Origin of the sequence: Agrobacterium vitis (genome assembly GCF_037039395.1) — a bacterium.
In the GTDB taxonomy this organism is placed as follows: domain Bacteria; phylum Pseudomonadota; class Alphaproteobacteria; order Rhizobiales; family Rhizobiaceae; genus Allorhizobium; species Allorhizobium vitis_E.
This window is the reverse complement of record NZ_CP146244.1, coordinates 1,156,909-1,168,821: the sequence shown is the minus strand read 5'-3', so window position 1 is coordinate 1,168,821 and position 11,913 is coordinate 1,156,909. Positions and strand designations below refer to the sequence as shown.

At 59.3% G+C, this 11,913-nt stretch carries 12 protein-coding genes; 7 read left to right on the top strand and 5 right to left on the bottom strand.

Annotated features, from left to right (window positions below; all coding sequences use genetic code 11):
- Positions 1 to 8: 8 nt before the first annotated feature.
- Positions 9 to 785: a 5-oxoprolinase subunit PxpA gene (locus tag V6582_RS26380; protein WP_337739320.1), complete on the bottom strand. Its 777-nt coding sequence runs from the start codon at positions 783 to 785 to the stop codon at positions 9 to 11.
- Between the two features lie 279 nt (positions 786 to 1,064).
- On the opposite strand from V6582_RS26380, the gene V6582_RS26375 reads away from it, so the two are divergent.
- Positions 1,065 to 1,964, top strand: a complete 900-nt coding sequence (locus tag V6582_RS26375) for a LysR family transcriptional regulator (RefSeq protein WP_156632824.1) — start codon at positions 1,065 to 1,067, stop codon at positions 1,962 to 1,964.
- Positions 1,965 to 1,994: 30 nt separating this feature from the next.
- Here the strand turns inward: V6582_RS26375 and V6582_RS26370 are convergent, their stop codons facing one another.
- A complete protein-coding gene (locus tag V6582_RS26370; protein ID WP_156632823.1) occupies positions 1,995 to 3,452 on the bottom strand; it encodes an NAD-dependent succinate-semialdehyde dehydrogenase in 1,458 nt (485 codons plus the stop codon).
- A 94-nt stretch (positions 3,453 to 3,546) separates the two neighbouring features.
- Positions 3,547 to 4,470 (bottom strand): 2-hydroxyacid dehydrogenase, encoded by a 924-nt coding sequence (locus V6582_RS26365; protein WP_156632822.1) that lies wholly within the window; start codon positions 4,468 to 4,470, stop codon positions 3,547 to 3,549.
- A gap of 236 nt (positions 4,471 to 4,706) precedes the next feature.
- Here V6582_RS26365 and V6582_RS26360 point away from each other — a divergent pair, with 236 nt between their 5' ends.
- Together V6582_RS26360 and V6582_RS26355 are read left to right on the top strand one after the other, a co-directional pair.
- The gene (locus tag V6582_RS26360) at positions 4,707 to 5,630 is read left to right on the top strand and encodes a GNAT family N-acetyltransferase (protein ID WP_337739319.1); all 924 of its coding nucleotides are present in this window, start codon (positions 4,707 to 4,709) and stop codon (positions 5,628 to 5,630) included.
- Positions 5,631 to 5,902: 272 nt separating this feature from the next.
- Positions 5,903 to 6,376, top strand: a complete 474-nt coding sequence (locus V6582_RS26355) for a hypothetical protein (RefSeq protein WP_156632821.1) — start codon at positions 5,903 to 5,905, stop codon at positions 6,374 to 6,376.
- A gap of 48 nt (positions 6,377 to 6,424) precedes the next feature.
- On the opposite strand, the gene V6582_RS26350 is transcribed toward V6582_RS26355, so the two are convergent.
- The gene (locus V6582_RS26350; protein WP_156632820.1) at positions 6,425 to 7,438 is read right to left on the bottom strand and encodes a 1-aminocyclopropane-1-carboxylate deaminase; all 1,014 of its coding nucleotides are present in this window, start codon (positions 7,436 to 7,438) and stop codon (positions 6,425 to 6,427) included.
- Between the two features lie 162 nt (positions 7,439 to 7,600).
- Here V6582_RS26350 and V6582_RS26345 point away from each other — a divergent pair, with 162 nt between their 5' ends.
- A complete protein-coding gene (locus V6582_RS26345; protein ID WP_156632819.1) occupies positions 7,601 to 8,065 on the top strand; it encodes an Lrp/AsnC family transcriptional regulator in 465 nt (154 codons plus the stop codon).
- Here the strand turns inward: V6582_RS26345 and V6582_RS26340 are convergent, their stop codons facing one another.
- Entirely contained in the window at positions 8,066 to 8,731 is a 666-nt protein-coding gene (locus V6582_RS26340) for a GntR family transcriptional regulator (RefSeq protein WP_156632818.1), read from the bottom strand.
- A 400-nt stretch (positions 8,732 to 9,131) separates the two neighbouring features.
- Between V6582_RS26340 and V6582_RS26335 the strand changes: the two genes are divergently transcribed.
- Genes V6582_RS26335 through V6582_RS26325 form a run of 3 tightly spaced genes read left to right on the top strand, consistent with a single transcriptional unit; the run spans position 9,132 to position 11,910 of the window.
- Positions 9,132 to 10,295: an NRAMP family divalent metal transporter gene (locus V6582_RS26335; protein ID WP_234889761.1), complete on the top strand. Its 1,164-nt coding sequence runs from the start codon at positions 9,132 to 9,134 to the stop codon at positions 10,293 to 10,295.
- A gap of 32 nt (positions 10,296 to 10,327) precedes the next feature.
- Positions 10,328 to 11,092 carry a LamB/YcsF family protein gene (locus V6582_RS26330; RefSeq protein WP_156632816.1) on the top strand — a complete coding sequence of 255 codons (765 nt, stop codon included), beginning with the start codon at positions 10,328 to 10,330 and terminating at the stop codon, positions 11,090 to 11,092.
- Positions 11,093 to 11,103: 11 nt separating this feature from the next.
- Complete coding sequence (locus V6582_RS26325) at positions 11,104 to 11,910, top strand: putative hydro-lyase (RefSeq protein ID WP_156632815.1); 807 nt, start codon at positions 11,104 to 11,106, stop codon at positions 11,908 to 11,910.
- Positions 11,911 to 11,913 lie beyond the last annotated feature (3 nt).

Here is an 11,913-nt window from a genome sequence, read left to right as displayed (position 1 = left end):
GTCTCCGATTATTTGAGAATGTCTGAAAGGGGCGAAATGCGAATGCCTTCGGCAACCAGGGCGTCGCGCATATGGCGGACGATGTCGAAAGCGCCCAGCGTGTCGGAATGGAAGCAGATGGTCTCGAACGGCACTTCGATATCCTTGCCCGTCACCGCCGTCACCTTGCCTTCCAGGCAGGCGCGCAACACCTTGCGGGCAATGGCGGCGGGATCGGGACGCCCGACATCGCGGGTAAAGACGATAGAGCCGCTTTCGTCATAATCACGGTCGGCGTAGAATTCCCGCGCCACCGGCTGGCCTGCCTCGCGCGCCGCGATTTCGGTCGCAGAACCCGCCATGCACAGCACATAGGCATTGGGGTTGGCGATACGCATATAGTGCACGAAAAGCTGCGCCAATTCGGGGTTAACAGCCATTTCCATATAGAGCGCGCCGTGTGGCTTCACATGTTGCAGGCTTGACCCATGGCGGCGCATGAATTCCTTCAGCGCTCCGACCTGATAGACGATATCGTTGACCAATTCACGCGGCGTGCCATTGATCTTGCGGCGCCCAAACCCCTGGAGATCGTCATAACCGGGATGAGCGCCGATACCGACACCATGCTCCACCGCCAGCCGCACGGTCTCATCCATCAGATTGGGATCGCCAGCGTGAAACCCGGTGGCGATATTGGCGGAACTGATCAGCCCCATCAAAGCCTGATCGGCGGTATCGCCGATCCGCCAGCGGCCAAAGGCCTCGCCCAGATCACAATTGATATCGACAGATTCAAGCGCCACAGGGAACCTCTATGCTTTAATTTTATGCAAAAAACTCAAGTGCCATCATTTTCGTCAGGAAAAGCTAGGCAGAAAATCATCATTTGAAAAATGGTATTTTCAGAAAGTCATTATCTGATTTACTGATAACTGTAGATCGGGAGGTCAGGAGAGAAATTTGAATGTTTTTCGCCCCCTAGACCATAAGATCCAGGTGAATATGCCAAGCACTGCAATCAGAAGATTATTCGTTCTGATTTTCAGATAGCATTATTAAAAATAAAGATGGGAATTCGTTACATGTCGCTCAGTCTTCGTCAGATCCGCTATTTCGTGGCAACCGCCGAATCCGGGCAGGTCTCGCAGGCAGCCATCAACCTCGCCATCTCTCAATCGGCGGTGACCACCGCAATCAAGGAGCTTGAAACCATTGTCGGCGCGCCGCTGTTCGAGCGTACGCCGCATGGCATGGACCTGACCGAGGCCGGGCGTCTGCTGCTATCCCAGGCCTATGACATTCTGCGGAAGGTCGATGACATCACCACGCTCAATCCCGTCACCGGCAAGGTGCAGGGAAAGCTCAGCGTCGCCGCCAGCTATACGGTGATCGGTTATTTTCTGCCGCTGCATATCGAAAGGTTGAAACGGCAATTTCCGGGGGTCGATATTCAGCTATTCGAACTCAACCGGGAAAGCGTCGAGGAGGGTCTGCTCGCCAATCGCTATGACGTCGCCGTGCTGCTGACGTCAAACATTCTCAACCCGGAACTGACCACCGAAACACTGCTGAATTCGCAGCGGCGCCTCTGGCTACCGGCCCGCCATCCGCTTCTGACCCGTCCCTCGGTTGGCCTGAAGGACGTGGCGGAGGAAAACTATATCATGCTGACGGTGGACGAAGCGTCGCATACCACGCTGAGATACTGGAGCCCGACGCCCTACCAGCCGAAGGTGACGCTGCGGACATCCTCGGTCGAAGCCGTGCGCTCACTGGTCGCCAATGGCCAGGGCGTCGCCATTCTCTCCGATATGGTGCATCGGCCATGGTCACTGGAGGGTAGACGGATCGAGACGGTCACGCTGACCGATCCGGTACCATCAATGGATGTCGGCCTTGCCTGGCGGCGCAATGCGGACTTCAGCCCGGCCATGGAGGCGTTCCGCGCCTATTTCCGGCGGGCCTTTCATATTCCGGGGTAGGTTACCCTGCCCCGGAACCATAAGCGAATATCAGGCCAGACCGCCGATATGGAAGGTCTTCATTTCCAGATATTCCTCGATGCCGATCTGGGCGCCTTCGCGGCCAAGGCCGGATTGCTTGACGCCGCCAAACGGTGCCACTTCCGTGGAAATGGCTCCGGTATTCAGACCAATCATCCCCGCTTCCAGCGCCTCGGCCACCCGCCAGGAGCGCTTCAGGCTCTCGGTGTAGAAATAGGCGGCCAGACCGAAGGGCGTGCCATTGGCAATCTCCAGCGCTTCTTCCTCGGTTTCGAACTTGAACAGCGGCGCGACCGGGCCAAAAGTCTCTTCGCTGGCCAGCAGCATATCCGTGGTGGCGCCGGTCAGAACGATGGGGGCGGTGAACTGCTTGCCCTCCGGCAGCGCATGGCTCTCCGTGGCAATTTTCGCGCCCTTGGAAACGGCATCCTCGACATGCTGGCGGATCTTGCCGATTGCCGCCTCGTTGATCATCGGTCCGATCGAAACGCCTTGCTCGGTTCCGGGGCCAACCTTCATGGCATTGACCCGGGCCGTCAGCTTGGCTGCGAAGGCATCGTAGACGCCGGACTGAACCAGGATGCGGTTGGCGCAGACGCAGGTCTGGCCGCCATTGCGGAATTTCGACACGATGGCGCCTTCCACAGCCAGATCGAGATCGGCATCGTCGAACACGATGAATGGCGCATTGCCACCAAGCTCCAGGCTGAGCTTCTTGATCGTATCGGCGGCACCGCGCATCAGCAGCGATCCGACCCGAGTGGAGCCGGTAAAGGAAATCTTGCGCACGACGTCATTGGCCATGATTTCATTGCCGATCTCGGTCGGCATGCCGGTGACGATGTTGACGACACCCGCCGGAATACCGGCACGCTCAGCCAGCACGCCCAGCGCCAGCGCCGAATAGGGCGTGAAATCCGAGGGCTTGATCACCACGGTGCAGCCCGCCGCCAAGGCCGGGGCCACTTTGCGGGTGATCATCGCGTTGGGGAAATTCCAGGGCGTGATGATGCCGCAGACACCAACCGGCTCCTTCAGCACGACAATGCGGCGGTCGGTGGTTGGCGAGGGAATGGTATGGCCGCCGATGCGGCGCGCCTCTTCCGCAAACCATTTGACGAAGGAGGCGCCGTAGCGGATTTCGCCGCGCGCTTCATCCAGCGGCTTGCCCTGTTCCATCGTCAGAATCAGCGCCAGATCCTCGACATGCTCGATCATCAGGCCGTACCAAGCTTCCAGCAGCCCGGCGCGCTCGGCATGAGTCTTTTTCTTCCAGAGCTTGAAGGCCTTTTCGGCAGCCTTGATAGCGGCGCTTGTGTCCTCGGCGCCCATATCCGGCACCGTGCCCATCACCGATTGTGTGGCCGGATCAATGACATCGATCACCTTGGTGGAGGCCGCATCGACCCATTCGCCGCCAATCAGCCCCTGCTGGCGCAGCAAGGTGTTGTCTTTGAGATTATGCATAGGATGTCCTCAATAAAGTGAGACGAAAAGGTCCGTCCTGTCGTTGAAACATAGGTGCGGTCCTGCCGCAGTCACCGTTGGAGTTGGAAAATCTTTAATATCCGCGCTCGCGATCAACAAGGCCAATCATCTGTTCACCGGAGCGATGACGACGGATATTATCGATAACAGCCATGGCCGCCGTTTCTGGCTGAGTGACGCTGGCAATATGAGGCGTGATGATCACATTCGGCTGCCGCCACAGCGGATGGTCCGACGGCAACGGTTCGGGATCGGTGACATCGAGAAAGGCGCTGGTGAGGTGGCCGCTATCGAGCGCCGCCAGCAATGCTGCCTGATCCAGTTGCGCACCACGCCCGGCGTGAACAAGCGATGCTCCGCGCGGCAGGCGGGCAAACAGTTGGGCATTAAGGAAATGCCGGGTCTCGGCTGTCAGGGGCAAAAGACAGACGAGAATATCGGTCTGCTCCAGCAGATCAGGCAGAGCCTCCATTCCGGCATGGCAGGTGACGCCATCGATTTCGCGGGGCGAACGGCTCCAGCCCGACAGCTGAAAGCCGAAAGGCTTCAACCGCTCCAGCGCCGCCTGCCCCAGCATACCCAGGCCCAGCACCGTCACCCGTTGCCCAAGTGACCGGGATACCGGTTGGGGCTGCCATTCACCTTGCTGCTGCTGGCAAATATAGGCTGGCAGCTTGCGGTAAACGGAAAGCACGGCAAGCGTGATATATTCCTGCATCATCCGCACGATGCCATCCTCCACCATCCGCACCAGCTTGACGGTATCGGGCAGCCGGGCGGGATCGAACTGGTCGACACCGGCACCGATGCAAAACAGCACCTCGAGATTGGTGTAGCGCTCGATCTCCTCCGGCATCGCCCAGGTCATCAGGTAGCGGATACGCGCAGGCTCGACCGGCGATGGCACAACATGAAACTCCACCTCGGGCATGTCGCGTTCGAAGGCCTGCGCGAAGATCGCGCCACGCACCGGATCTGAGTTGAAAAGAAAGGCCATGATTATCCTAAAACGGGTCAATTCAATCCGGCGTCATTGACGATGCCGGTGTCACAAAAAAGAGCGCTGGAGGTGAAAGTAACGCGCTTTCATCAGGCTAAGTGTCGCTCTTGGTGGGTTTTTCGATAAAACATGCTGGAAATTGCGGCGCTTTCAGTGGAATCTATTGCCTTGGACAGCTTTAGATAAGCATCGGTCGCATCTGCTGCAAACCGACCCGATGCAAGGAAGACAATGTGACGGTGAAAACGTCGATCCAGGTGGAATCCTTTGAACTGACGTTGACCGACATTCATGATGTCGGCATCGAGCACCTGCATGGGCTTTCCGTCGCCGTCGGCTGGCCGCACCGGACTGAGGATTGGGCTTTTCTTCTGGCAAATGGCCAGGGCGTCGCCGCCATCGACCCGATAGACCGGGTGCTGGGCTCGGCCATGTGGTTTCCCATGGACGAGAATTTCGCCACCATCGGCATGGTGATCACCTCGCCGCGCCTGCAAACCCAGGGAACCGGCCGCTGGCTGATGGATCATATCCTCGGCAGCATTCCCGTCGCACGGCTGGGGCTGAACTCCACCCGGGCAGCAAGACGCCTCTATCGCGGCATCGGCTTTGCCGTCGAAGCCTCGGTCTTTCAATGCCAGGGCGAGGCACGGTTGCCGCCGGAAACCGCAAATCCAGCGGATGGCGCAGAGCTGCGCGACATAAAACCTGAGGATTTACCGGATGTCGCCGCGCTGGATGCAATTGCCTTCGGTGCAAACCGTCAGCGGTGGCTTGGCACCCTTCTGCCCCTGTCCGAAGGCGTGGCACTGCTGCGCGCCGGTAAAATCGTCGCCTTCGCGCTATCCCGACCCTTTGGGCGGGGTCATGTGATCGGACCGGTGGTTGCCGCCAGCGATGAAGATGCCATTGCCGTGACGCGACCTCATGTCGCACGCCATCAGGGACGGTTCCTGCGGCTCGATACGCGGCATGGCTCGGGTGCTTTTGCCGAATTCCTGCTGGAATCCGGGCTTTCCCTGTTTGATACCGTCACCACCATGTCGCTGCGAGCACCCTGGCCGGTCGGGCCAAAAGGGGAACCGAGCGCCGATGACAAGGGCCACTCAGAGCCCCGTGCCATCACTTATGGATTGGCGAGCCAAGCACTGGGTTGACTAAGACACCCTGACAGTCGTAAAGCGGCGCTCCCCTATCGGTTCGCAGGTGATTGACCGCTGCTTCGCGGTCTCTCCCTCTGGCTGATGAAACACTATTTTAACATCCATGTCTTACAGCGCGATGCGTCGGCGACGACACCAGCGTCACGCTGTAACATATTCAATATACTGCATAATTTTCAACCCAATCGCTTGCGGTCGGGCCGATTATGCTGTAGCAGCGCCACCCCGGCATCTCACCGCCGGGCCATTCATGAGTTGCGAGTATTATGCCAAGATTGACCCCTTCCGCTCCGGTATTTCATCGGAAAATCGAAACCTTTTGCGAAGTGCGGCTTGCGCCGGCGCTTGCCAAATCCGATTACCAGAATTTGCGCAGCTATATGCTCGGGCTGATCGTTCGTCAGGCCACCCCGCCTTTGCATGGCGGCCGTCCGAACTGGAAAGAAATCGGCGCCACCTGTCTGCTCAGCGAAGACGGCCTGGTCACCGCGCGCCGCGAAGGCCGCCATGCTTTCGAAGCGATCATGCGCTGGGTCACGCTGGCCCAGAAGGCCAAGGCTGCGCCCGCACCGGCGCCCACGCCCGTAGCCCGTCCCGTGGCAGCCAAGACCATTATTCGTCCGGTCGGCATGCGCACCGTCTCGGCCAACAGCAACCGCCGCCCGGTAGAGCGGATGCCAACTGCGACCACCACAACCCGCGTCGCCTTTGCCCCCAAGAAGGCTGGCGTTCGCGGCTGAAATGTCTACGGACCGGCCCTTTTCGGGCCGGTCGTCTAGCTGATGGTTTCAGCCGTTGCGAAACGCATACCCATAGCCGTTCAGGGCCGGCGCTCCGCCAAGATGGGCGTAGAGCACTTTAGAACCTTCCGGGAAATACCCCTTCTTCACCAGATCGATCATGCCTTGCATGGATTTCCCCTCATAGACGGGATCGGTGATCATTCCTTCCAGACGCCCCACAAGACGAATGGCATCCTTGGTTTCTTCCGAAGGGACGCCGTAAACCGGATAGGCATAATCCTCGACCAGAACAATGTCTTCCTGACGCATGTCACGGCCAAGCTTGACCAGATCCGCTGTGCGCTGGGCAATTTCCAGCACCTGGGTGCGGGTTTGATCCGGGGTGAAGGAGGCATCGATGCCAATAACATGGTCGGCGCGGCCATCCTTGGCAAAGCCAACCGCCATGCCGGCATGGGTTGAACCGGTCACAGTGCAGACGACAATATAATCGAACGCGAATCCCAATGCCGCTTCCTGCGCCCGCACTTCCTCGGCAAAGCCGACATAGCCCAGCCCACCATATTTATGCACGGAGGCACCAGCCGGAATAGCATAAGGCTTGCCGCCCGCCGCCTTCACTTCTTCAATCGCCTCCTCCCAGCTGCGGCGGATGCCGATATCGAATCCGTCATCGACCAGCCGCACATCCGCACCCATGATGCGCGACAGCATAATATTGCCGACCCGGTCGTAAACCGCATCCTCATGCGGCACCCAGGCTTCCTGCACGAGACGGCATTTGAAGCCGATCTTGGCAGCGACAGCTGCCACCATGCGGGTATGGTTGGACTGGACGCCGCCAATCGACACCAGCGTATCGGCACCTGAGGCAACGGCATCCGGGATGATATATTCCAGCTTGCGCAGCTTGTTGCCGCCAAAGGCCAGACCCGAATTGCAATCGTCCCGCTTAGCGTAAAGCTGAACCTTGCCGCCGAGATGATCGGTCAGCCGCTCCAGCTTCTCGATTGGTGTGGGGCCGAAGGTCAGCGGGTAACGTTCAAAAGCGTCGAGCATGGCATCCTCATTGAAAATGGTGGTTGATAATGCCCGGATGCTAGACTTTTGAATGTGAAAGGTGCTTTCTAAGTTGCAATATGAAACGCGCTATATTTCAATTTTCTAGAAATAATAGGTGCATATTCTGCTATTTGATCCCTAAAAATGGAAGCTTCTTTCATGACTGAATCGCTGGATCGCATCGACCTGAAAATGATCCGTCTGTTGCAGAAAAACGGTCGCCTGACCAATGCCGAACTGGCAGAGCAGGTCTCGATCAGCCCGGCCACTTGCCACAGGCGCACCCAGAAACTGTTTGCGCAAGGCTATCTCACCGGTGTGCGGGCCATGGTGGCGCCAGCCAAGGTCAACAGGGCGGCTCTGGTCATGGTCGGCGTGGTGCTGGACCGGTCAACGCCCGAGAGCTTTGCCGATTTTGAAACGGCGGTGGCCAAGCTGAATTTCGTGCTGGATTGCCATCTGGTGGCCGGAGATTTCGATTATTTCCTGAAAATCCGGGTCGGCGACATGGCCGATTTCAACCGCATTCACGGCAGCCAGCTGATCGCCCTGCCCGGCGTGCGGCAAACCCGAACCTTCTTCGTGATGAAGGAAGTGGTCGATAACCGGGCGCTGGAATTCTGATTAGCCAGCATCCGCCGTGGCGCGGGCAAATGCCGCCAACACCGTGCGCTCGGAGCGGACCAGATAGGCATCGAGCGCGGCTGCCGCCTCTTTCGCCTTGTCGACTTCCAGCAGGCCGAGAATTTCGCCATTTAGCTCCACGAAGGGCGCATGTAACAGTTCCGGATCGTCCAGCAGGCCAAAACTCAAGCGTAATTCCGCAGCGATTCGCGTATAAAATTCACTGAGGCGGCTGCTATCGGCGAGATCGACGATGGCAGCGTGAAACTGCATATTGGCGCTGCCGACCCCCAGCCAGTCACGGCTATTGCGGCAGGCCCGCGCCGTCTCCACCGCCAACCGCATCCGTCGGACGGCGGGATGGCCGGAAAATGCCTGTTCCAGCGCCTTGCATTCCACCAGCCGCCGCACCCTGTAGATATCGATGATCGAGGCCATGCTGGGAGTGGCGACGAACACACCGCGATTGGCCTCGTGGCGCAGCAAGCCATCCTTGGTGAGCAGCCGGAAGGCTTCACGCAGCGAATTGCGTGACACGTCGAGCCGGGTACTGAGTGCTGCTTCAGACAGCCGCTGGCCGGGCTTCAACTCCCCGGCGATCAGCTGATCGCGGATCTTTGTCACCAGCCGTTCCGCCAGCGAAAGGCTCTCATCCTCGTCTGCCATAGGTCCCTCTTGCCCAGCCACGAACATGTTCAACGGCTGCCATCTTTCGCCGGGACTATTGCCGATGCCCTCCGGCAGAGCAAGGCAGCGCGGAAAACGGGGCAGACTTGCCCACACCATTGGCATGTTCTGCCAATGGTGTGGGCAAGTCGCTCATCAAATAAACAGAATGATAGAACGATAAAATAAAATTGTTCAACAATATTGACGGAATTGTGAAACGTGGCAGACTGCCTGCATGGATCATCCGCAGAGGGGCGGATGACGATGACCATGGAGCCTCCCAATGGCGCAGAACCACGTCCCAGCGCGCGATCCGCAGAAGATCGCCGTGACAAGCAATTCAGGCCCACAATCCACCAAGACCCGCCGCGCCGCGCTGACAGCCGCGGTTTTCCTGATGGCAACATCGGCGATCGGGCCGGGCTTCATTACCCAGACAGCCACCTTTACCGCGACCATGGGAGCAGCCTTCGCATTCGGCATCCTGACCTCGATCATCATCGACTTCGTCGTCCAGCTGAATATCTGGCGGATCGTCACGCTCACCCGGATGCGCGCTTCTGACATTGCCAATGCCGCCATTCCCGGCTCCGGCTATCTACTTGCCGTTCTGGTCATTATCGGCGGGCTGTTCTTCAATATCGGCAATATCGGCGGCACCGGCCTTGGCCTCAACGCCATGCTGGGCCTTGACCCGAAATGGGGTGGCGCACTCAGCGCCCTGCTCTCCATTGGCATTTTCCTATCGAAGCGCGCAGGGCTGGCAATTGACCGCTTCATCATCGTCGCTGGCTTGCTGATGATCGCCCTGACGCTGTTTGTCGCCTATGTATCCGGCCCGCCACTGTTTGAGGCACTGCGCCAGACGATACTGCCCGACACAATCAATTTTGCCACCATCACCACCATTGTCGGCGGCACGGTTGGCGGTTACATCACCTATTCCGGTGCGCATCGCCTGCTGGACAAGGGCACCGTCGGCATTGAAAATCTCGGTGCCGTCAACCGCGCCGCCCTGACCGGCATCGCCGTGACGGGCGTCATGCGTTATGTGCTGTTTTTGGCTGTGCTTGGCGTCGTCGCCAGCGGCGTGGTCATCGACATTTCCGGCAAAAGCGCCAATCCGGCCGCGCAAGCCTTCCAGAGTGCAGCCGGTAACATCGGTCTTCGCCTGTTCGGCGTCATTTTCTGGGCCGCAGCCATCACCAGCGTCATCGGCGCAGCCTACACATCGGTCTCGTTCCTGACCGCCTTCAAACAGGATATGAGTGAGCGGGCGCGCAATCTCGCCACCGTGGCATTCATCGCCATTTCGCTGTTCTTCTACATCATCATCACCACCCCGCCCGCGCAAATGCTGGTCTTCGTTGGTGGCCTGAACGGATTGATCCTGCCTATCGGCCTGTCGATCTTCATCTATGCCGCCTGGGCGCGCTCCGACCTGATGGGCGGCTATCGCTATCCGCGCTGGCTCTTGGTCCTCGGTGTCCTCACCTGCGCGCTGACATGGTACATGGCTTATAAATCGGTCGGGCCAATCTTCGCCCTGCTCGGGCTGTAAACGCTGAACCTTTAAACAAGGAAGGAACGCACATGGCTGCCATCGATCTCAACAGCGACCTTGGGGAAAGCTACGGCGCATGGAGCATGGGCGACGATAGCGCCATGCTGGCCGTGGTTTCCAGTGCCAATATTGCCTGCGGCTTTCATGCGGGCGACCCGTCCGGCATCTGGAAAACCGTCAAGGCTGCCGCTGAAAACGGCGTATCGATTGGCGCCCATGTTTCCTACCCCGACCGCGTCGGCTTTGGCCGGCGCGACATGGACGTGACCAGTGAAGAGCTGATCGCCGACGTGATCTACCAGATCGGCGCGCTGAAAGGCATGGCGGCTGCCGCTGGCACCTCAGTTACTTATGTCAAGCCGCATGGGGCGCTGTATAACCGGATCGCCAATGATGCCCGTCAGGGCCAGGCGGTGATCGATGCCGTCAAGGCTATCGATTCCTCGTTGGTGCTGATGGGTCTCGCAGGCGCACCCATCCTTGATCTGGCCCGCACGTCGGGCTTGAGCACCGTGGCGGAAGCCTTTGCCGACCGCGCCTATACGCCGCAAGGCCAGCTCGTCTCGCGCCGGGAGCCGGGCGCGGTTCTGCATGATGCGGAAAAGATCGCCAGTCGCATGGTGCAGCTTGCCCGCCAAGGCACGCTGGAAGCCATCGATGGCAGCGTGATCAAGGTGGACGCGCAATCAATCTGTGTGCATGGCGACAGCCCCGGCGCCGTCGCCATTGCCCAGGAAATCCGCAGGCGATTCGAGGCTGAGGGCATTGCCGTCCAACCGTTTCTAACAGCATAGGAAGAGAGGCGATGATTGCCTTGAAGCATCTGGCGCATTGGGATGTCGAACCGGCGCGTGCCGCCCGCACCCGGTATCGCAATGGCGCTGTGGAGCCGACGTCCGGTGTCGCCCCCGGCTTTACCCAGGCCAATATGATCGTCCTGCCACGCGACTGGGCCTTTGATTTCCTGCTCTATGCGCAGCGCAATCCCAAGGCCTGCCCGGTCCTTGACGTCTCCGATCCCGGTTCGCATCTGACGGAGCTCGCCAAGGGCGCGGATCTGCGCACCGATTTGCCGCTCTACCGGATCTGGCGCGATGGCAAGCTGGCCGAGGAAACACCCGATGCCACCGCCGCCTGGGCCGAGCATCCCGATCTCGTCAGCTTCCTGATCGGATGCAGCTTCACCTTCGAGACGCCGATGGTGGAAGCGGGTATCGAGATCCGCCACATGACTGATAAAAGCAATGTGCCGATGTATCTGACCAATCAGCCCTGCCGCCCGGCAGGCCGTTTGCATGGCAATATGGTGGTGTCGATGCGGCCAATCCCAGCCTCGCGGGTTGCCGATGCCGCGACGATTTCCGGTCGGTTCCCGGCGGTGCATGGTGCGCCGGTTCATGTCGGCGCGCCGGAACAGATCGGCATTTTAGATCTGGCCAAGCCGCAATTCGGTGATCCCGTCCGCATTGAGCCGGGTGAAGTGCCGGTGTTCTGGGCCTGTGGCGTCACCCCGCAAGCAGCCGTGATGGCGTCGGGCGTCCCCTTTGCCATCACCCATGCGCCCGGCCATATGTTCATCACCGACATTCCCGATTCCGCCTATCACGCCTGAGGT